At 33.7% G+C, this 21,914-nt stretch carries 22 protein-coding genes and 1 tRNA gene; 7 read left to right on the top strand and 16 right to left on the bottom strand.

The features are described 5' to 3' along the window. Window positions 1–389 precede the first annotated feature (389 nt). The 4 genes from APS56_RS07080 to APS56_RS07095 all read right to left on the bottom strand — a co-directional run bounded on the left by APS56_RS07080 (window position 390) and on the right by APS56_RS07095 (window position 1,757). Window positions 390–587 (bottom strand): hypothetical protein, encoded by a 198-nt coding sequence (locus APS56_RS07080; RefSeq protein WP_054726526.1) that lies wholly within the window; start codon window positions 585–587, stop codon window positions 390–392. 10 nt (window positions 588–597) lie between these two features. Then, window positions 598–1,047, bottom strand: a complete 450-nt coding sequence (locus APS56_RS07085) for a JAB domain-containing protein (protein WP_054726529.1) — start codon at window positions 1,045–1,047, stop codon at window positions 598–600. Window positions 1,048–1,123: 76 nt separating this feature from the next. Continuing rightward, the gene (locus APS56_RS07090) at window positions 1,124–1,468 is read right to left on the bottom strand and encodes a single-stranded DNA-binding protein (RefSeq protein WP_054726533.1); all 345 of its coding nucleotides are present in this window, start codon (window positions 1,466–1,468) and stop codon (window positions 1,124–1,126) included. A gap of 10 nt (window positions 1,469–1,478) precedes the next feature. Then, the gene (locus APS56_RS07095) at window positions 1,479–1,757 is read right to left on the bottom strand and encodes a hypothetical protein (RefSeq protein ID WP_054726536.1); all 279 of its coding nucleotides are present in this window, start codon (window positions 1,755–1,757) and stop codon (window positions 1,479–1,481) included. 115 nt (window positions 1,758–1,872) lie between these two features. Here APS56_RS07095 and APS56_RS16955 point away from each other — a divergent pair, with 115 nt between their 5' ends. The 6 genes from APS56_RS16955 to APS56_RS07125 all read left to right on the top strand — a co-directional run bounded on the left by APS56_RS16955 (window position 1,873) and on the right by APS56_RS07125 (window position 6,259). Further along, window positions 1,873–2,025, top strand: coding sequence for a hypothetical protein (locus APS56_RS16955; RefSeq protein WP_157757629.1), 153 nt, complete (start codon window positions 1,873–1,875; stop codon window positions 2,023–2,025). Window positions 2,026–2,171: 146 nt separating this feature from the next. Next, entirely contained in the window at window positions 2,172–2,726 is a 555-nt protein-coding gene (locus APS56_RS07100; protein WP_054726539.1) for a TetR/AcrR family transcriptional regulator, read from the top strand. Window positions 2,727–2,779: 53 nt separating this feature from the next. After that, the gene (locus APS56_RS07105; RefSeq protein ID WP_054726543.1) at window positions 2,780–3,685 is read left to right on the top strand and encodes an NAD(P)/FAD-dependent oxidoreductase; all 906 of its coding nucleotides are present in this window, start codon (window positions 2,780–2,782) and stop codon (window positions 3,683–3,685) included. 272 nt (window positions 3,686–3,957) lie between these two features. Continuing rightward, a complete protein-coding gene (locus APS56_RS07115) occupies window positions 3,958–4,590 on the top strand; it encodes a class I SAM-dependent methyltransferase (protein WP_054726548.1) in 633 nt (210 codons plus the stop codon). 86 nt (window positions 4,591–4,676) lie between these two features. Further along, window positions 4,677–4,997: a helix-turn-helix domain-containing protein gene (locus APS56_RS07120; protein ID WP_054726551.1), complete on the top strand. Its 321-nt coding sequence runs from the start codon at window positions 4,677–4,679 to the stop codon at window positions 4,995–4,997. Further along, complete coding sequence (locus tag APS56_RS07125; protein ID WP_054726554.1) at window positions 4,997–6,259, top strand: type II toxin-antitoxin system HipA family toxin; 1,263 nt, start codon at window positions 4,997–4,999, stop codon at window positions 6,257–6,259. The genes APS56_RS07120 and APS56_RS07125 overlap by 1 nt, the downstream gene beginning before the upstream one ends. A gap of 151 nt (window positions 6,260–6,410) precedes the next feature. On the opposite strand, the gene APS56_RS07130 is transcribed toward APS56_RS07125, so the two are convergent. The 7 genes from APS56_RS07130 to APS56_RS07160 all read right to left on the bottom strand — a co-directional run bounded on the left by APS56_RS07130 (window position 6,411) and on the right by APS56_RS07160 (window position 15,452). Beyond that, a tRNA-Met gene (locus tag APS56_RS07130) sits at window positions 6,411–6,483 on the bottom strand. A 124-nt stretch (window positions 6,484–6,607) separates the two neighbouring features. Then, complete coding sequence (locus APS56_RS07135; RefSeq protein WP_054726557.1) at window positions 6,608–6,787, bottom strand: CPXCG motif-containing cysteine-rich protein; 180 nt, start codon at window positions 6,785–6,787, stop codon at window positions 6,608–6,610. A 72-nt stretch (window positions 6,788–6,859) separates the two neighbouring features. After that, window positions 6,860–7,684, bottom strand: coding sequence for a Two component regulator three Y domain protein (locus APS56_RS07140; RefSeq protein ID WP_054726559.1), 825 nt, complete (start codon window positions 7,682–7,684; stop codon window positions 6,860–6,862). Window positions 7,685–7,831: 147 nt separating this feature from the next. Next, complete coding sequence (locus tag APS56_RS07145; protein ID WP_054726562.1) at window positions 7,832–9,148, bottom strand: TolC family protein; 1,317 nt, start codon at window positions 9,146–9,148, stop codon at window positions 7,832–7,834. Further along, window positions 9,138–12,335 carry an efflux RND transporter permease subunit gene (locus APS56_RS07150; RefSeq protein ID WP_054726565.1) on the bottom strand — a complete coding sequence of 1,066 codons (3,198 nt, stop codon included), beginning with the start codon at window positions 12,333–12,335 and terminating at the stop codon, window positions 9,138–9,140. The genes APS56_RS07145 and APS56_RS07150 overlap by 11 nt, the downstream gene beginning before the upstream one ends. Further along, window positions 12,335–13,465 carry an efflux RND transporter periplasmic adaptor subunit gene (locus tag APS56_RS07155; protein WP_054726568.1) on the bottom strand — a complete coding sequence of 377 codons (1,131 nt, stop codon included), beginning with the start codon at window positions 13,463–13,465 and terminating at the stop codon, window positions 12,335–12,337. The genes APS56_RS07150 and APS56_RS07155 overlap by 1 nt, the downstream gene beginning before the upstream one ends. Window positions 13,466–13,547: 82 nt before the next feature. Then, a complete protein-coding gene (locus APS56_RS07160; protein ID WP_054726571.1) occupies window positions 13,548–15,452 on the bottom strand; it encodes an ABC-F family ATP-binding cassette domain-containing protein in 1,905 nt (634 codons plus the stop codon). Between the two features lie 132 nt (window positions 15,453–15,584). Here APS56_RS07160 and APS56_RS07165 point away from each other — a divergent pair, with 132 nt between their 5' ends. Continuing rightward, entirely contained in the window at window positions 15,585–15,968 is a 384-nt protein-coding gene (locus APS56_RS07165) for a DUF983 domain-containing protein (protein WP_054726574.1), read from the top strand. 33 nt (window positions 15,969–16,001) lie between these two features. Here the strand turns inward: APS56_RS07165 and APS56_RS07170 are convergent, their stop codons facing one another. The 5 genes from APS56_RS07170 to porK all read right to left on the bottom strand — a co-directional run bounded on the left by APS56_RS07170 (window position 16,002) and on the right by porK (window position 21,802). Continuing rightward, on the bottom strand, window positions 16,002–17,045 hold the full coding sequence (locus tag APS56_RS07170; RefSeq protein WP_054726577.1) for an NAD(P)/FAD-dependent oxidoreductase: 1,044 nt from the start codon (window positions 17,043–17,045) through the stop codon (window positions 16,002–16,004). A 107-nt stretch (window positions 17,046–17,152) separates the two neighbouring features. Then, window positions 17,153–18,043 (bottom strand): type IX secretion system ring subunit PorN/GldN, encoded by an 891-nt coding sequence (gene porN, locus APS56_RS07175; protein ID WP_054726580.1) that lies wholly within the window; start codon window positions 18,041–18,043, stop codon window positions 17,153–17,155. 57 nt (window positions 18,044–18,100) lie between these two features. Further along, window positions 18,101–19,657 (bottom strand): type IX secretion system motor protein PorM/GldM, encoded by a 1,557-nt coding sequence (gene porM, locus APS56_RS07180; RefSeq protein WP_054726582.1) that lies wholly within the window; start codon window positions 19,655–19,657, stop codon window positions 18,101–18,103. 46 nt (window positions 19,658–19,703) lie between these two features. Continuing rightward, window positions 19,704–20,348 carry a type IX secretion system motor protein PorL/GldL gene (gene porL, locus APS56_RS07185; RefSeq protein ID WP_054726584.1) on the bottom strand — a complete coding sequence of 215 codons (645 nt, stop codon included), beginning with the start codon at window positions 20,346–20,348 and terminating at the stop codon, window positions 19,704–19,706. An 89-nt stretch (window positions 20,349–20,437) separates the two neighbouring features. Further along, window positions 20,438–21,802, bottom strand: a complete 1,365-nt coding sequence (gene porK, locus APS56_RS07190) for a T9SS ring complex lipoprotein PorK/GldK (RefSeq protein WP_054731254.1) — start codon at window positions 21,800–21,802, stop codon at window positions 20,438–20,440. Between the last annotated feature and the right edge of the window lie 112 nt (window positions 21,803–21,914).

Raw genomic sequence — 21,914 nt, forward strand, 5'->3', positions numbered from 1 at the left:
GTTCACAGGGCATTTGTCGCAAATTGTAGGAGGTCGGGAATTTTATATTTTTTCAAATTACTGAATGTCAGTGATTTGTAAATAAAAAGGAGTACTAAACATCGCATCGCGTGTTACCCTCTTGCTACTCCTTTTCGTTCGCCCCAGGCGAACAAAATTCCGTACAATCTGGCTCAAAAGCCAATTGCCATTTTGAGGAAAATAATTTCCTGTTATTTGATTTTTCGATGTGTAAGGGTATCGGCGAAAGTCAAAAATGGATAACCCTACGTAAAATTGAATGCTGAATTTCAGCGAAATAAAGATAATGATTTTTCTTGAATTGGAATTAATTAAACAAAAAAACACCTCCAAAAATTTAGAGGTGCTTGACTATGCAGTTTATAAAATCAGATGTTGAATACAAAGGTATAGGAGTATAAATTTCGCAATGCTTCTTCCTCTAGCATCGTTTTAAAACAAGTATGATTTTCCCTTACGTATTTGCGAATAGCATCCCCAAATTTTCGTTCCACGTCTCTTTTAGAATTTTCCAAAAGTCGGTTTTGAGCCTCTTCGTTCAAGTCTGTAAAATTTAGATATACCATAGCTTTGAATTTAAAGGATTCCGTTATCTGCAAAACTGTAATAATCGCCATCAGGGGTAAGTATCAAATGGTCTAAAACTTTTATATCAAGTAGTTCCCCTGCATTTTTGATTTTTTGGGTCAGGGTTTTATCCGCTTCACTGGGCTTTAAAGTACCGCTCGGATGGTTATGCAATAATATGACCGCTGTGGTGAGACTTTTTAAAAGTACAGCAAACAGGATGCGCACATCCACTAACGTACCTGTGATACCTCCGTTTGAAACGTCACAAATCCCCTTTACCTTATTGGCATTGTTGAGCATCATTATTTTAAAGGTTTCGTGCAGTTCAATTGTTTCTTTGTTCCATTGGCTATAGGCTATATCGGCAGCATTTTGGGAACAGGTTACTTTGGGAAGCAAATTTGCCTTTGTGCTTCCGCTGTAACTTATGGCTATTTCATTAACTTTGCTTTTCATTCTTAACTTATTAATTGGGTTAATAATTAAAAGAGGGCGCAACTTTCGATGGGAACGCCCTCTTAAATTTTAAGGATTACTTATCGCTTTTGCTTCCAAGTAATAGAATTTCATTGGCTTCAACCTCGGTAACATAGCGTTGATTTCCGTCATCCGTGGTATAGGTGCGGGTTCGTAATTTTCCCGTAATGGCAATTTCCTTTCCCTTGCCTACATAATTTTCGATAATCTCGGCAGTCTTGCCCCAAGCTACAACGGTGTGCCAGTCAGTAGACTGCACTTTTTCGCCCTTATTGTTTTTGTAGTGTTCATTGGTGGCGATTGAAAAACGGGCTACTTTTTTACCACTTTCAAGGTTGGTAATGGTTGGTTCCTGTCCAACGTTTCCGATTAACTGTACGTGATTTTTTAAAGTACTCATAGTAAAAGAATTAAAGATTAATTAAAATGCTATCTGAACCATTCAGACAGTTTGCGTTTCTATTTTTTTGAAGTGATTTACTTATTATATCTTGAGCGTTTTCCTTTTTTGTTTTTTTTGGTGCCGCTTCCTTTTTGATGTTTTTGTACGATTTCATAAGCTTCATTTTAGATTTACTTCCCATAGCGCCCTCGCTGTTACCTTTTTTTGTTGCTGATACAGTTTCAATATTTGGAATTGATAAGGACTTATAAAAGGGAGTACGCGACCGGTTATGCAGTCCGTTCAACTTCCAAATGTTGGTATTTTGCTGTCAAAAAAAGGGAGGAACAGTGAGGGTAAGGGAGTAGGTCTAAAGGCTTTTGTGAAGTACCAATACATAGGAAGCGGCACCAAATGATTAAATGGAATTCCGATGGAGCGGACTCCGTTCACTATTTGGGATTGGGAATGGAGAGTTCCTTCCCAAAGCATCGGGAAGGGTTAACGGAATGGAAAGGAGAAATTGGGGATGGTGTCCAAGACTTTTTCAGGGAAGCTCTTTGCCCGAAATGTAGCTTTTAGCAGAATGCAGGGGAATGTGCTGAGCGAACTCCATAAAGAATAATACCCTTTGGGCTAATTATACTTTTATATTGGAAAATATTTTTATCAAATTTAAATGTCACACATATGAGAAATATTTTTATCTTTGCCTTATCTTATGACCGATACAAAAAAAAGAATCATAGAATCTGCAATCAAAATCTTCAATGAAGACCTATCGGCTCCTTTACAAAAAGTTGCGGATAATGCAGGAGTGACCAGAAGAACATTGCATCGTTACTTTAAAGATCGGAATGAACTTGTAGCTATCTGTAAACAAGCCATAGAATCAAGCTGCAAGAAAGCAATGATATCGGCAATTCAGAGCAGCGATGATGGCCTCATCCAGTTAGAACGAATGCTCTACGCCGGAATTGATTGTGGAGCAAAATATTCCGTTTTTTATAAACTACATCAAGGTAAAGATCACGAACATAACCATCAAAATAAGAATTGTGCGGATTACGATTATATCTATAACCAATTCCAAGGTATTATTATCGAATTACAGAAAGAGGGTAAAGTAAGTCCAGCAATGTCCCCGGAATGGATACAGGTTTTACATTCCGGAATTATTGAAAGTACGGTCAACGCAAGGCAAACCAAAACTAAAAGTTTTGAGGAAATCAAGGAGCTCGCCTGGACTTCCTACATAAAAGCAATAGCCCCTTAAAAAAAATTTACATCGATATGTCTCATTTTTGAGACAGTTTATATTTAAAAGCAATGAGAACTAAAAGTTTTGAAGTAATTATTATTGGCGGAAGTTATGCCGGTCTTTCTGCAGCAATGACATTGGGCCGTTCCTTGCGAAACGTGTTGATTATTGATAACGGTCAACCCTGTAATCGGCAGACCCCGCATTCGCATAATTTTATTACCCAGGATGGCGTCCCTCCCACAGAAATAGCGGCAAAAGCCAAAGAACAAGTTTTAAAATATACAACGGTTGACTTTATTACAGATCTTGCAGTCAGTGCAGAAAAAACTAAAAAAGGCTTCTCTATTACCACTCAATCAGGTGATGTAGTTACTGCTGAGAAACTGATTATTGCTACTGGAGTAAAAGATATCATTCCTAAAATCGACGGTTTTGAAGAATGTTGGGGAATTTCGATGATCCATTGTCCCTATTGTCACGGCTACGAAGTTCGAAATAAAAAAACAGGTATTATGGCGAACGGTGAGCGCGCATTTCATTTAGCTTCTCTGGTGAACAACCTTACGGATAATTTAACCATCCTGACGACTGGAAAAGCAGATTTCACGTCCGAACAATTGGCGAAATTGGAATCACATCAAATAGCAATCATCGAAACTAAAATTTCAGCAATTGAACATCAGAATGGCCATCTCCAAAAGGTCATCTTAAGTAATGAAAAAAATGTAGCCTTCAATGCAATATATGCAGGATTCCCTTTTGTCCAACATACCGATATTCCGGTTTCTTTAGGCTGTGAATTGACAGAACACGGCCATATCAAGGTCAATGAATTTCAGCAAACAACTATTGAAAGTATCTATGCCTGTGGGGACAATTCTACAATGATGCGTTCTGTAGCTACTGCCGTTGCCAATGGAAACCTTGCCGGCGCAATGGTCAACGCCGACTTGACCAAAAAACATTTTTAATAAAATTCAGACAATGATTGAAGTATTCACCACCAGTATCCCAGATCAAATCCTAGGAACCCAGATTATAAAAAGCCTTAAAACGTCTTTTCCAGATTTAAAGATTGACTTTGATATAGAGGCCCCCATAGCAAACTATCCTTGTGATCATAGCATTTTACGCATTGAGGGAACTACAATTGATGCACAGATTATAATTTCCCATTTAAACAAAAAGGGATACCTATGCCACATTTTAGAAGACAAAATATGTAACTAAATAATAGAAAATTATGAAAGAATTTTGGGAATCAAATTTTCAGGATAAACAAATGATGTGGGGATTGCAACCTGCGGATGCAACTTTGGAAGCGAAAACGTTATTTCAGAAAAACAAAATACAAAAAATTCTAATTCCCGGTTTTGGCTACGGTAGAAATGCAAAAACCTTTATTGATGATGGATTTGATATAACAGGTATAGAGATTTCAAAAACGGCCATTGACTTAGCTAAAAACTATGTTATGGGTGAATATAAATTGTATCACGGATCTGTAACCGATATGCCTTTTGATCTGGAAAAATACAAGGGCATTTTTTGCTATGCCCTAATTCATCTATTGAATAAAAAAGAGCGTAAAAAACTGATTCAGGATTGCTACGATCAACTTGAGACTAATGGTATTATGATTTTTATAGCACTTTCTACAAATGATGCCCGATACGGAAAAGGTGATATAATTAGCAGAAATACATACCACACTAAACATGGGGTAGAGTTATTCTTTTATGACTCAGATACATTGGAAAGGGAATTTGGAGCATATGGGTTGATTGAAACTGAAGAAATAAATGAACCTGTAAAAATTACAAGCGACAAACCTTCACAGAAATTTTGGAAAATTATTTGCAAAAAAGTTGGATAAACACCCAATGGGTGTAAAAAACATTTTTTTGTAACGTATAATATTATTTACTTTATTCCATATATTTGTAAAATATATTTAACGTTATGTCCAGAAATAGTATTATATTATTACCCAAGAATAAGAAGCTTTTACAAGCGGTGGGAGAAAATATTAAATTAGCACGCTTACGCAGAAAACTAACGATGGATCAGGTTTCAGAGCGAGCAGGGATTTCCCGTCCCACACTTTCTTCTCTAGAAAAAGGGAGTCCTTCAATTTCTTTAGGTATTATTCTCCAAGTTTTAGTAGTATTAGGTCTGGAGAAGGATATACTGCTTTTGGCCGACGATGATGTATTGGGCAGAAAAATACAGGATGCGGATCTAACCGTAAAGGAACGCGGCCCAAAAAACACCAAGAAATAATGGCATTGGAACGAAAAGAAATATTTGTATATGCGCATTGGAGTGGAATTGAAGTTCCATTCTTAATGGGGAGTTTATATGCTACACTATCTAGAGGGAAAGAAATATTTTCCTTTGAATATGATAAAGGATGGTTGCAATCGGATTATGCCCAGATCATAGATCCAGACCTACAATTATTCGAAGGGGCTCAGTACCTCAACAATGAGAAATCCAATTTCGGTATTTTCCTCGACTCCTCACCAGATCGTTGGGGACGGGTGCTGATGATACGCAAAGAGGCTGCCAAAGCCAGAAAAGAAAATCGACGCGCCAAAACTTTAATGGAGTCGGATTATCTACTCGGGGTATACGATACTAACCGAATGGGAGGACTTCGTTTTAAAACAGCACAGGATGGTGCTTTTTTAGATGATGATGAAGCTATGGCTGCCCCACCTTTTGCTGCGCTTAGAGATCTTGAATTTGCCAGCTTACAGCTAGAGAAAGAAGATGCCCCAGATAATCCGGAATACCTAAAATGGCTCAATATGCTAATGGCACCTGGATCTTCCTTAGGAGGTGCAAGACCTAAGGCCAATATTCAAGACACAGATGGTAGTTTGTGGATTGCTAAATTTCCAAGCCAAAATGACCAGCAGGATATGGGTGCCTGGGAAATGCTGGCGTATCGACTTGCCATTCAATCCGGAATTGAAATGGCACCATCAAGAGTCCAAAAATTTTCTCATCACCAATATACCTTTTTGACACAACGTTTTGATAGGAAGATCGATGGTATCCGTATCCATTTTGCCTCTGCAATGACCTTATTGGGATATACTGACGGGACGGACTATCAAGATGGGGTCAGTTATTTAGAGCTCGTGGAATTTTTAATGCAGAATGGGGCTGATGTTGATAATGATCTCAAGAAGTTATGGAGACGTATTGTGTTTAATGTCTGTATTTCTAATACGGATGACCACCTTCGCAATCACGGATTTCTTTTAACGGATTCCGGTTGGATACTTTCGCCGGCTTATGATATCAATCCAACACCGAACGGTACAGGTTTAAAACTTAATATTTCAGAAAATGACAATGCTTTGGACTTAAACCTAGTACGGGAAGTCGCTCCCTATTTTCGGTTAAAAGAAAAAGAAGTCAATGCTATTATCAATAAAATTCAGCAGAATGTGGGTCAGTGGCAACAATTAGCAACGGATCTAGGTATTCCAAGAAATGAAATGGAATTAATGAAAAATACGTTTAAGTATTAAAATATTTCATCAATAATATTTCTTACTACAAAATAATAGCATTTGAAATCAAGAGAAATGTCAAATCGAAAATACTACGATTCTGTACTTATTCTGTACTATGTAAAATAAAAAAAGGCTTCACATTTCTGTGAAGCCTTGTCTTTACTAGTAGCGGGAACTGGACTCGAACCAGTGACCTTCGGGTTATGAGCCCGACGAGCTACCTACTGCTCTATCCCGCGATATTAATACCAGAAACAATATACTTAGCTTTCAACTTTCGGTTCATAATGCCGACCAGATTGTTTCGGACTGCAAATATACAATCCTTTTTACTTTCTACAATGATAAAATTAGAAAATATTACTATTCAATGCTATCTACTTGAAAATCTACTAATTCCAAATTAAAAAACTTTACAGACACCTGTATTGGGTTACAACAAATTTCACAATCTTCTATATAAACCTGTTTAAAAACCGAACTATCCAACAACATGGATATGGTTTCCCAACAATATGGACAAGTAAAATAATGCTCATTCATTTTATCTATAAATCAAAAATAGGCAATACATTTTATGTATTGCCTATTTATTTATTAAACTAAATTAAAATTTTATTCTTTTTCTAAATCCATTGTTGCTGTAGCATTTTGCATTTCTAAAAGCATTAAACTTGGAGGATTCTTTCCTGAAACACTTATGTATTCTTGATTTAAATTATTATCACTTACCATCATGGTATTTAAATTTGTTAAGTTCATAAACTCAATAGGCAAATCACCTGTAAATTGATTACTTGATAATAATAATTCTTCAAGTTGTGTTAACTGTGCAATCTCTGCAGGTATTTCACCTTCCATTTTATTATCCATTAAGCTTAATTTTTTTAAACCACTTAATGCATAAATTTCATTTGGAATAGTTCCTGTTAAATAATTACTACCTAACAAAAGCTCTTGTAACTTAGTAAGTTCCATTAATGAAGCTGGAATTTCTCCAGTTAAAGCATTACTATATAGTTTTAAAGATTCTAATTTTTTTAGAGCACCAAGTTCAGCTGGTATGTTTCCTTCAAACTTATTCATAAACAATTCTAAAGAAGTTAATTCTTGTAGGTTTGCTAAACTTGTTGGTATTGTACCTCCAATTTTATTAAATCCTAAATTTAATTTTCTAAGACTCGTTAAATTACCTATTTCATCTGGTAATACACCTTCTAAATTATTAAAAGGAAGATTTAATTCAACTACTTTATCATTTTCAATTGTAACACCGTACCAAGAATCCATAGGATTATCTATATTCCAACTAGAATTCCAAGCCGCTCCATTTGTAGCATTATAAAGTGCCAAAAGAGCTTCTTTATCACTTATAGTAACGTTTGCAAAAGAATACGCTGATATTAAAAAACAAACTAATAAGGATTTAAAGTTTTTCATCTTAAATAAATTTGGGATTAATTCTCCTACGAAAGTAACCCTGATATAGACGAAAAACTATTTTATTCGACGAAATACAGTTTATTTTAACATTTAACAATCGATAAACTACATTTCTTAACCGATAAAAGTACAGTAAATTAATATTTAAAAATTAACATTTAAGAGTTCACCACAAATTTGAAGCATTTGTAACTCAGCTATTTTAGCAAAATATTTAGCTTGATTCCTACTTAATTCAGCACTAAGAAGGTTCAGTTGTGCTTGTCTAAATTCTATGGAATTTACTTGACCAAGTTTAAACTTTTCCTCTGTTCTGTCAAAATTATTTTGAGAAGTTATGATATTTTGCTCCTGAAGTTTATAAATATTTAATTTATTTTGAAAATCATCCCAAGCATTATTAAAATCACGCTCTAAAGTAACTAACAACTCTTCTTTTTGAATGTTTTGGGCCTGTAAATTAATTTTAGCGTTTTTAACTCGCGTAATGGAACTTCCTCCATCAAATAAATTCCAGTTCAAACTTAATCCTCCAGATAAACCTGTATTGGTTGATACTGCAACAAAAGAAGCTGCATTATTATTACTTTTATTCCACCCATAACTTCCAAACAATCCAACCGTAGGTAAATAAGCAGATTTTTCAGATTTAACCCCTAATGTATTTATTGCTATATTTTTATCTATTTGTAATAAGTTTATATTATTGATTTTTGCTTTTTCAAAAAGCTCCTCTTTATTATATAAAGTACTAAATACAATATCTGTATCTACATTAAAATTATCGGTTAACGTATTACCTAAAACAAGATTTAAGTCGCGCTTAAAATTCTTTAATTGCTGTTTGGAATTCATTAAACTTATACTGTCATTATTAATATCAACTTCAGCATTAAGAACTGCTAATTTAGTATTTTGACCATATTCAAATTGATATTCAGCACGAACCAATCTATCTTTAGAAATAGTCAAAGTTTGCAAGATAGCTTCAGTATTTTCTTTTAATTCAGCCACATTATAATACACTGTAAAAAGTTGCAAAATGGTATTTTCAATCGTTTCACGAGCTTGTAATTCGTTTAACTGTTCATTTTCTTTTAGCTGTTTATAATTATAAGAACGCCCTAAGCCATCAAATAAAGTATAATTAAGATTTAATGAAGCATTATATCTAGAACTTTCAGCACCATTTAAAACAGTAACACCTCCGTCTGAAAATTCGGCCTCGGTATTATCAATATTATGCGTGGCACCAGCACTTCCACTTAAAACAGGTAAATAACCAGAATTTAAAACACTAGCATTGTTTTTAGCTATTTCAACATCCGTGTTTGATAATTTAATGCCATAATTATTTTCTAACGCTAAGGCTACCGCTTGTTCTGGTGTTATTAGCTCTTGTGCAAATAGATGTATTTGCAACAATAATAACATACTTAAAAAAACAAATTTAATGTTCATCTTCTTCTTTTTGTTCTTTAATGGCACGTTCTACTTCTTCTTTTGTAACATTGTTTCCTGTTGCCAACCACTTAGCATTCTTTTTTAAACCATTACTAAACGCTAAAAACAATGGCAACACCAAAAGTGTTAAAACTGTAGCATAACCAATACCAAATGATACCGAAATAGCCATAGGCTTTAAAAACTGTGCTTGTCTACTTTTTTCAAGCAACAACGGCGCTAAACCTGCAATTGTTGTTAAGGATGTTAAGAAAATAGCTCTAAAGCGAGATTTACCCGCTTCAGAAAGCGCTAAATCAAAAGCCATACCTTCTTTTAAATTTGAATTAAATTTTCCTATTAAAACCAATCCATCATTTACCATAATACCTATTAATGCAATAATACCTAATAGAGATAATACATTTATAGGAAAGCCTAATAACCAATGCCCCCATCCAACTGCTGTTAAACTAAACGGAATAAGAAGTAAAAGTAATAAGGGCTGACTATAACTTCTAAAAGTAAAAGCAATAGTAATATAAATAAGCAATAATATTGGCACCCCTGCACTGTACAAAGACGTTGATAATTTTGAAGCTTCTCTGTTTTGACCCTCAAAAGAAGCTGAAATGGTAGGGTACTTAGATTTAATTTCTGGAATAACATTATTCCTAATATCATCTAAAATATCGGTAGCACTTGTACTGGGGTCTTTTAAATCTGCAGACACTTGAATTTCTCGTTGACCTACTAAATGATTGATAACAACATCACCTCTTTCAATGGTATAGTTTGCTATATCTTTTAAAACAACACGATTGCCAGAAGGTGTAACAATTCGCATATCATCTAAGTTATTAATAGATTCTCTATCTGATCTATCATAACGAACCCAAACACGAATTTCATCCTGGCCACGCTGAAAACGCTGTGCTTGCGCTCCAAAAAAACCAGCTCTAACCTGTGCCATCACAGTACTTAAATCTAATCCTAACAAATAAGCACTTTCCTTTAATTCTAAGCGAATTTCCTTAATCCCAGCAGGATCATTATCTTCAATATCCTTCAATAAAGGGTTAGTTAGTAGTACTTGTTTTAGTTCTATTTTAGCCGCTTTTAACTCGTCTATATTATTCCCTAATAAAGACACCGAAACAGGACTACCTCCAAAATTACCTCCTGAACCAAAAATTAAACGCTCTGTACCAATAATTGGACCTACCGCATCTCTAAGTTTGTTAGCAACTAACCTAGAATCTATAACCTCTGGACGTTCTTCACCTGGCAACATGTTAATTTCCAATAGCGCACTGGAAGAACTATTTATTTCCAAAATAGTATTTTCAAAAAGTTTTTTACCAGTTCCCTTTAAATAGGTGTCGGTCAATTCTTCATTAACCTCATAAGATTTTTGTTCAATCATGGAAATGATAGAATCTGTAATTTTTACATTCGTACCGTTAGGCATATCTAATTCTACCCTCACTCTATCACTTGCAATAGAAGGAAAAATAGTAACCCCAATAATTCCACCTCCTACAGCACCAAATGTTAGTATTAATAGTGCTATAAAAATCCCTAAGGATAATAGTTTAAATTTTAAAACAAAATCTAATGTAGGACTATAAATTCTATCCCTACAAAACATCATTATACCATCACCCAACTTATTAATATAACGCATTTTAGAAAAAAACTGTTTCATTTTGGAAGGGTTTTCTTCTTCTACAGGTTTTCTTAAAGCTTTTGAGTGAGCCAAATGTGCAGGCAAAATAATTAAAGCCTCAATAAGTGATATAGATAATGTCAAAATTACTATAACAGAAAGTTCACCAAAAAACTCGCCAATTCTACTATCTAAAAACTGAAACATGGAAAATGCTAAAAGCGTAGTTATAATAGCTGAAACTACAGGAGGTATTACTTCCATCGTTCCATCTATTGCAGCTCGCATGGGGGTCTTTCCTTTTTCATAATGCTGGTAAATATTTTCAGCAATTACAATACCATCATCTACCAAAATACCAATTACGATAATCATTCCAAAAAGAGAGAAGATATTGATTGTAACATCAAACTGGCTCGCAAAAATAAACATGCCTAAAAATGAAATGGGAAGTCCAAAAGCTACCCAAAATGCTAAGCGTGTATTTAAAAATAAGGATAAAAAAATCAACACTAAAATGATACCCATGGCTGCATTTTCAACCAATAAATTAGTACGCTGTTTTAATGTTACAGATCGATCATCCACAATATCAATCCTTGCATTATTATGCTTTTGATTGTAATCTTCTATATAAGTTTTTACTTTATCTGAGGAAGAGATTAAATCCTCATTATTTGTACTAGTTACAGATACATTAATTGCTAATTTTCCATTAAAATAATTTGCATTGGGAGTTTCTGAAAAGCGATCTCTTATAATTGCAACATCTTTTAAGCGCACTATTTTTCCTTCGGGTGTAGATTTTACAATAATATTTGAAAGTTCTTTTCCATAATACGATCGGTTATTTGCACGAATTAAATACTCTTCGGCATCGGTTTTTATATTACCTCCTGTAACCAAAATATTGGATGCACTTACTGCCTGTGAAACATCTTCAAAACTAATATCATATGCCAATAAACTCGTTTCATTAACTGCTATTTCAATTTCCTCTTCTGGGTAGCCCGACACTTCTATCTGTGAAATACCATCAATAGTACGCAAATCATTTTCTACTTGTCTCCCTAATTGTTTTAGAGTCTTTAACGGAATATTATCACCACTTATAGCAAATGAAATCGTTTCTCTAATAGCTTCTTGTTTTGCAACTACTAAGGGCTCCATACCTGTTGGAAATGATGGCACCCTGTCCACCGCATTCTTAACCTCCAAAAGCATAAAATCAATATTTTCCCCTTTTTCTATTTCAACAGTTATGGTTCCACTATTTTCTCGAGACACAGAAGTAACACGGTCAACACCTTTTAATCCTTTAAGGTTGTCTTCTATTTTAAGTACAACACCCTCTTCAATTTCTTGCGGAGAAGCCCCTGGATATGAAATACTTACATTGATTATTTTGGAATCAATTAGAGGAAAAAATGATGATTTAAGTGACAAAACGCCTAACACACCAAAAACAAGAAAGGCTAAAATAAAAATATTTACAGCTACGTGGTATTTAATAAAATAAGCTATTAACTTTCTCATTATTGATCTTCCGTTTTTGCTGATTCTTTAAAAGGCTTTACAAGCATGCCTGCATAAGCTCCTGGGACTGCTTTTTTTAGAATAATCGTACCATCAGGTATGTTTTTCAAAACCACTTTTGTTTCAGAAAAATATATTGGCTTAGCTGCTATTACATCCAACAAACTATCTCTAACGATAAAAACCTCATTGGTATCCAATAATAAATTTCGATCAATTTCTATAGCATCCTTTTCTTCTTTTGCATTTAAATTTGCTTCTAAATACATCCCTTCTTTAAGGGTTTCATCTTTAACATCAATATAAGCAGTAATTGTTTGAGTGGTGGCATCAATACTTCCATTTACTCTCGCTACTTTCCCTTCGTAAGTTTTCGTTTTATCTAAATTTGACAGTATCACATCTTCACCTACTTCTAATAAACTGGCATAATCTTCACTCAAAGCTACTTCCATTTCGTAAACCGATGGATCTATAAATTCACCTAACTTCTGCCCACTTCTTACTAATGTCCCCTCGGTTACCAAGGCTTCAGTTAATATACCTGTAAACGGTGCTGAAATATTGTATTTTGATAAACGTTGTTCTAAATTTTTAACGTCGTAATAGCTAGAAACAATACCACGCCCTGTAATGAAATAGTTTTCCTTAATGGAAGTCATTTCGGGTAATTTTGGTGTGGTGTTGCTTAAGTCAAAATTGTTAAGGTAATCTTGCCATTTTTGAAATACTTCTGGAAAATCTAAACGTAAATCTGGCATAATAGCCGCTATAGTATTGTACAACTCACTTTTTGAAGATTGTACGCCTGCATAATACTCAGCAGCATCAATGCGAATTAAATTTTCACCCTTATTGAATTCCTGTCCAGGTTTAAAGAGCTTATTTCCTGTTCTAAAAAGCCCTTGTACTTCAGAATAAAGTTCTACACGGCGCTTAGCAACCAAACTACCATTGGCAGGAATTACAATAGGAACCATTCCATTTGTAACCGTATCTGTAAAAACGGTTTTTACGACTTTTTCCTTAACAGGCTTAGGTTTATTTTTATCTGCAATAAGTTTTTTTGCATACAAAATGGAAAGTACTATTAGTAAAATTCCAATAACGGAAAGTATAATTTTACGCATACAACTAATTTTGAGGGGTAGAGCGTGCTAAAATACCTAATAAGTAATCTTTATACGTTAAAAAAAACTTAAAAAACTTAGCTTAAAATGCTTCAATTTCAAGTTGAATAGCCTCCCATTTCATCATTGATTCCTCTAAATCCTTTTTCATTTTCTGATAATTCTCAAAAAAATTTGATTGTGAAGTGACTTCCTCATAATTAATTTCAAGTTCAGAATCTATCTTTTTAATATCTCGTTCTAATTGATTAATTTTAGATTCTATGTTGCTTAACTTATTATTTAAGGATTTTAGCTTTTTTTGATCTTCATATGATTGTTGCTTTTTTTCTTTAGGTTCTTCCTTAATAACTGTCCGTTTTTCAACATCTCGAAGACTTTCAACTTTTCGTTGCTCTAAATAAAAATCAATATCTCCTAAATACTCTCGTATTTTATGATCTTTAAATTCATAAACACTATTAGTTAATCCCTGAAGAAAATCACGATCGTGCGAAACTAAAATCAAAGTTCCCTCAAACCGTTTTAATGCTTCTTTTAAAACATTTTTAGATTTTATGTCCAAGTGGTTGGTGGGTTCATCCATGATTAACACATTGAATGGCTGCAACATAAGTTTAGCTAATGCCAAACGATTACGTTCACCTCCTGAAAGAACCTTTACATATTTATCAACTTCATCTCCTCTAAATAAAAACGACCCTAATATATCTCTAACTTTACTTCTGTTTTTTTCATTGGCGGCATCCACCATAGTATCATGAACCGTTTTATTCCCATCTAAATACTCTGCTTGATTTTGAGCAAAATATCCTATTTGAACGTTATGTCCCAGTTTTAAATGCCCTTCATATTTAATATCGCCAACTATTATTTTTGCTAATGTAGATTTTCCTTGTCCGTTTTGCCCAACAAAAGCCGTTTTGCTATCACGCTCTATAAGCAAGTCAACACCCTTTAAAACCTCATTTTTACCGTATGTTTTCGATATGTTTTCTGCTTCAACTACCACTTTTCCTGGCGTGATAGAAACTGGAAAATTAAGGGTCATAACACTGTTATCATCCTCATCAACCTCAATTCTATCAATTTTATCCAATTTTTTAATAAGCGATTGTGCCATGGTTGCTTTAGAAGCTTTGGCACGAAACTTTTCTATGAGCTTTTCAGTTTGCTCAATTTGTTTTTGTTGGTTTTTTTGCGAGGCCAATTGTTGTGTTCTTAGCTCTTCACGCAGCAGTAAGTACTTAGAATATGGTTTTGGATAATCATAAATTCGACCTAAAGAAATTTCAATGGTCCTATTAGTTACATTATCTAAAAACATTTTATCGTGCGACACAATAGCTACAGCTCCAGCATAATTCTTTAAAAACCCTTCCAGCCAAATAATAGATTCAATATCTAAATGGTTGGTAGGCTCATCTAAAAGCAATATATCATTGTTTTGTAAAAGCAATTTAGCCAACTCAATACGCATTCGCCATCCTCCTGAAAACGTATCTGTTAACTTATTAAAATGCTCACGCTGAAATCCTAATCCTTGAAGGATTTTTTCTGTATCTCCTTGATAATTATAACCTCCTAATATTTCATATTGATGCTGAATATCATTAATATCAACCATTAATTGGTGGTAGCCTTCACTTTCATAATCAGTTCGCTCTGCCAATTGGGTATTTATATCATCCATTTTAGCTTCCAAAATTTTAATTTCCGTAAAGGCTTCGTAAGCTTCTTCAAGGACTGTTCTTCCTAAAACAAAATCAATGTCTTGTTTTAAAAATCCAATTTTCAGTTCTTTATCAGCTGCTATTTGCCCGGTATCGGGTTCCATTTCTTTAGATAAAATTTTAAGCATGGTAGATTTTCCTGCACCATTTTTACCTATTAACCCTATTCTATCGCCATTACCAAGTTTAAAAGTTATATCCTCAAACAGATATTCCCCTTGAAATGAAATCGATAAATTGTGAATGTTCATCATAATTTTGTAACTATTATTACAAAGTTTTATTATTTTAAAACTTAGTTTTGCATCACTATTTTATCAACTCAAAAAGTTTCTTTATTAAAGAATTTCTTTTTTAATTGAAAGCGCAAAAATACATTAAATAATATGTTTAAAAAAGGATCAAAACTATACGGTATTTTTACAGGCACTTGTCCTAAATGTCATGAAGAAAGCATGTTTAAAAACAAAAACCCTTATATACTTTCTGAAGCATTAGATATGCATGAAAAATGCCATAATTGTGGCACAAAATACAAAATAGAACCTTCATTTTTTTACGGTGCTATGTATGTTAGTTATGCCGTTGGAATTGCTTTTGCTGTGGCTGCGTTTATTGTGTCTTTTTACTTTTTTAAGGCCAATATTAATATGGTTTTTGTTTCTATAATAGGAACATTAATTATTTTTATGCCAATTATTTTAAGGCTTTCTAGAACTATATGGATTAACTTTTTTATGAGTTATGATAAAAATTTAGCTAAAAAATAATCTCTGTACGTTGGACACTTTAAAAAATACTAATTATAAGGTATAGCGTGCAATATCTATTTCTTTTTCCATAAGCACCCCCTTTTCCACAAAATCAAAAAGCTGTTTTGCTACATAGGGGCCAATCATGACACCACGAGTCCCTAAACCATTAAGTACAAACATATTTTTATAGGTGGAATGTTGTCCTACCAACGGTCGCCTGTCTTTTACTGTTGGACGAATACCAGCTACTTGCTCTGTAATTTCAAAAGCACAATCTATAATTGTTTTTAATTTTTCAATCAGTTCGTTTTTAGCCTTTTTTGTCAACTCATGGGTGGTATCCTCCCATTCATACGTGGCTCCTACAGTATAATAATGTTGCCCTAATGGAATTAAAAAAACAGCTCCTTTCAGCACATAATCTATTTTTAAATTTGGAGCATAAATAGTTAGTAACTCCCCTTTTGTAGGTACTAATGGTAAATTATTAAAATAAGGGTTTTTTGTTACTCCAAATCCTTCAGCAAAAACAATATATTTCGCTTTAATATTTTCATATTGAACACCACTATCGCTAACATTTAACATGTTATAATCAAAAGTTTTTTCAATAAACTTGTCGTTTTTCAGCAAAAAATCTTTGTAATGACACATTAAATTTTTAACATCAATCCTACCAGTATTCAACACTTCACCAAAACCGAAAGGAGCTTTTACTGCCTTATTATCATTTTTAATAACTTTAGGAGCAAGGTAATTATTAAGATTAGGCTTATCGGAAGCTGTAAACCAATCATTTTGTTCTTCAATAGATGTAAACTTTCTTCTTACAGGTAATTTATAATCTAATTTAACCCCTAATTGTAACTCTAAATGGTGATACATTGGCAATGCCATCTGCATTTGTTCTTCACTTTTCCAAACAGATGTAAATCGTTTTAAAACAACGGGATTATACAAACCTCCCGCAACGGCTGATGATTGTTGAGAATTATTATCAAACACAACAAATGTCTTGTTATTTGCCTTTAATTGTTCGCAAAAGCTAATGCCTGCCAAACCACTTCCTACAATAATATAATCTACATCCATAAGTTGCTAAGATAGTTAGAACGTAAATTTCTGCCTTCACAATAATGAAAAAAAACAAAAACGCCCACTAAAAAAGCGAGCGTTTTATATTATAAATTAATAGTGAATTAATAAGTCCACATATCTAATTCAAAATCTCTGATTTTATCTTTAATTCTTTCAGATTCCAACAACTGCATCAAGGCATTTTCAGACACATACTCTGTAATCTTTCTATCTCCTTGAACATTTTCTTCTTGATAAATATATCCATGAAAACGTCTTGAATTTAAAATATGGTCAAAAGAAAATGGCATAGAACTATTTTCATTATTAAACGATTTAGCTTCATGCAATACCTCTCTTGCATCTGGATAAAACACCCAGAAAAGTTCAATTAAATCTGGTTGATCGGCATCTATAAAGTTTACATCAGGTGCTACAGGAGCAATACCTAACAATCTGTATTTCAATTCTGCTTGACGTTTATCAAAATACCAAAGTCCTTTTATATGATATTCTGTAATATGAGCAGCTGTAATATCTCGTCTATTAATATATTCTGCAGATAAGGCTTCTCCAGCATTAAGCTGTTCAATCCCCATTTCTGTAGTATCGATCAAAGTTAGAGATGCTTGAATATCTTTTAAAGTACGCTTTGTTGTAAAATAAGAATCATCATAAATATTTTCTATCTTACCCTCTTTTATACTTTTCATCAGCACATCGTACAATGAACGTCTATTGCTACCAATGTTATTAGTATCAATAGGATAATAAAGCGGAAAATTTGCACGCTCATCAAGAACTACTTTCTCCCAAACCATTTTGGAATAAAGGATATCTCTATCATCAATATAACCATATTCTAATGGTTTATCATTGTCGATTGCTTTTTGCGCTTCTGTTCTAACCCCAATTTGATCTGGGCTTTTAGCGTTTAGTATATTGGCTTGCGCAAATGTACTTGACACTGTACAAACAATTGCAACGGTTAATAAAAAATTTTTAATTCTCATCTGTATCATACTTTTAAATTATTAGGGCTATGATGTTGTAACGTTTAGTTCCTAATTTTAGTTTGTAAGCTCAATAAATACTGGAGACACTTTTTTAAGCATCACACTTACGCCATTGGCTTTAGCTTCAATATCAAATATTTGAACATCAGATCCTCGCTTAGCTTTGCTTAAAACTTGTTTTGCTCTTGAATCTAATTTATTTCCATTTACATTTATGGTTGGCTGACCTGAAACTTTAAATTTGAATCCTGTAACACGCAGTGGTAATTCAAAATCAAAATCATCAAATTTAGCTCCAATAGTAGAAATTTCAAGTGCATTTTTTTGCATTTTCACTGTACCATCTTCACCTCTTACCGTCCCTGTTGGTTTTGGTAAATCTTTAATTCTGAATGTTGCTTTATCCCCTACAGAAGTTCCATCAATTTTACCTGTAACATTAATAGTAACCTCTCTACCTTTAATAGCAGTAGCGTCCATAACATATTTACTTCCACTAACTCTACTTAATCCTTGAGCAGATGCATTTACATTATTATCTGCAATACCAGCAAAAGAAATAGTCATAGGGTTTTTAACACCTCTATATACTACATTCATTTTATCTGCAGAAATAGTAGCGGCATTTGGCTTTGCAACCGTAGCGAATGATTGGTTAACAGGAACTTCAATTTCTTCACCATCTTGAGAAAAAATTAATTTACCTTCAATTTTATGTTCACCAACAGCTCCTGTATTGATTTTAAGTTTCACCTTACCGTCTTCAATAGCATATTGATCTTCAGCAAGTTTTCTTCCATCTAAAGTCAATTCAACTCTACTAGGCTTAGTAGAAGCATCTTTACGACCTAACACAATTTGTCCATCAAATTGCTCTCCGTTAAAATAAGCTGATTTTGTTGTTTCCAATAATGTGGTATAGTTTGTCATGGACAATGCCTGACCCTGTGCTTCACCTAACATACTTGATAACACCTCAGACTCAGTTGTTTTAATATCTGATTGCAATTGCGTCATTTTTGTTAAAGAAGCGACCAAAGGATATCCTTTATAATGATAATCCAACCAATCTATTTTAATACCATCTCTATTAATTTCTTGATCGGTACTAAATTTCTTTTTAACATCTTTAATAACGTTTTCCATTCCTGGTTCTCCTGCTAAAATAGTAGCTACGCCCTCACGGAATTTGACCATGTGATCTACAAACTCTTGTCCTTCTGGTCTAAGTCCGTCTCCTTTAAAGAAATTTGTATCAAGATAATCACCCTTATCCATAATTTCATAATCTCTAGGGTTTTCAATCTTAGCAGTCATTTTACCTTTTAAATCTGATAAATAGGAATCAAACTCACTTGCTAAAACATGAATTTGATCTGCTTTTGATTTAAGCTCCTTATAATTCTCAGACTCCTCTGCTTTAACACCTAGGCTTGCCATAAATGTTTCATTACGCATACTTGCGGCCTGGTTTGATTCCGTAAGCTTTTCGTTCATTAATCCAAATGCTGAAAGCACTTCTTTTGACATATTTAAAGCTAGCATTGCTATAAATATTAAATACATCAAGTTAATCATTTTTTGTCTTGGTGATAAATTTCCTCCTGCCATGTCTAATTAGGTTTTTGGTTAATAAAATTTGGGATTAACCCGCTAATTAGCTCTTGTTCATTGCAGATAACATACCTCCATAAACACCGTTTAAAGATGATAAGTTTGATGCTAAAGATTGCATTTGTTCTTTTACTTTAGCTGCATTTTCTACAGATTCTTCATTAATTGAAGCTTGTCTATTGATGCTTTCTAGCTGCACTTTGTATAAGCTATTTAAAGACTCCATTTGCGCAGCAGCCAAAGACATTTCATCACCATACTTTTTAGTTGATTGAATAGCATCTACAGTTGGAGAAATTCCTTTTGCAGCACCTTCAAAGTTTTTAATACTATCACCTAAACTTGATAATAATTCACCATCAATTTTAGCTTCTTTCAATAGCTCATCTAATTTTTTAGATAATAATCCTTGAGCTTCTTTTGGAGTATCGCCTTCTTTAGAAATCGACATACCTCCTGCTAATTCTGGGTAAACTAAAGACCAATCTAACTCTTCATCTACTGGTTCAAATGCTGACAATGCAAATATAATTGCTTCGGCAACAAGCCCAATAGTTAATAAAACATTCCCATTTAATGGGCCAAATTCCATGTGTGTGATTTTAAATAAAGCTCCAATGATTACAATTGCTGCTCCTAATCCATAAGCCATGTTCATGAACTTTTTACTTGCTTTTGACTTTGCCATAATTTTTGGTTTTTAAATTTTTAAGTATGAAATATACTCAAGTAGGTTAATTAATAGGTTATTTATTATTGATTTGATTCTAATACTGATTATTGACCATTTTGTGTTATTTGTGTCCCCATATAATCTTGAACGGTCCTAAATCCTATATAACTTCTTGCTGAATCTGCGTATTCGTAATCTCTTGAACTCACTTGCAAATAATAAGCAACATCTTTCCAAGATCCCCCTCTTACTACTTTACGCTGATTACTAACATCGTTAACAGAAGGATTTATTGTTGAAATATATTCATAAGAAGAAGGATCATAAGACGCATTTACCCATTCTGAAACATTACCTGCCATATTATATAAATTATAATCATTTGGCTCATAAGATTTTGCTTCAACAGTATATAATGCTTGATCAGCCGCATAATCTCCTCTTACTGGTTTAAAGTTTGCCATAAAACAACCTCTATCACTTTTAGTATAAGGTCCTCCCCATGGGTAGGTTGCAGCTTGTAAGCCACCTCTAGCAGCATACTCCCATTCTGATTCCGAAGGTAATCGGAAAGAATTTACCATGGCCGCCCCTTTTCTTGATTTTTGATAAGCGTTTTTCCACAGAGTTCGCCATTGGCAAAATGCTTTGGCCTGCTTCCAAGTAACCCCAACAACAGGATAATCTCCATATGCATCATGCCAAAAATAATCGTTGTGCATCGGTTCATTATAAGAGTAAGCAAAATCTCTAATCCAAACCGTCGTATCAGGATATACTTCTACTTCTTCTTTTACAATAACGTCTTTACGCTTCAAATTTCTATTTTTTGCAGCTTTTTCAATATCCATATACGTATATTGAAATTTTAATTTTTTAACATCCAAAGTACGTTGCCCATTATATGATTCCTCCAAAGGAATATACATTGTATCCATAACTTCAGCATAATACTCGTCTGGATAATCAGCGGTATCAAAAATTAGATCTATTTCTTTATTTAATTTTCTTCCTTCGTAACCTGTAGGGCCCAATCCTGTGTAATTATCGTACATGTATTTTTCATACACATTCATTTCTTCCACATTGGCGTCTATAAAAGCATACTGACCGATACCTTCTTCGTCACCTGGTGTTGCTCCTACCTCATCGGCAAGAATTGCTAATCTGGTTCTAATAGTAGAATCTCTAACCCAATTTACAAATTGGCGATATTCACTATTCGTAATTTCTGTAGCGTCCATATAAAACGCTCTAACAGTTACTGTCTTAGCAGGCGAATCATGAACTGCAGCTAAATCATCATCGGCTTTACCCATGATAAATGCGCCTCCTGGTATTAATTCCATTCCAAAAGGTTTTTCTGGGTGCCATTTTTTACCTTGCACTCCAACTAGTTCACCTTTGTCTTGTGATCCACAACTTGCAAGCAATAATACTACTGCGGTTAATAAAACAAACTTCTTCATATCCATAGAAAACTCGAGGTTAATTATTTTAAGTCCCATATTTGAGAGCGTAAACATATTTATATATTTTTTAATAAACAACTTTTTATCTAAAAAAATAACATTTCATCGT

The organism is Pseudalgibacter alginicilyticus (assembly GCF_001310225.1).
Taxonomy (GTDB): Bacteria; Bacteroidota; Bacteroidia; order Flavobacteriales; family Flavobacteriaceae; genus Pseudalgibacter; species Pseudalgibacter alginicilyticus.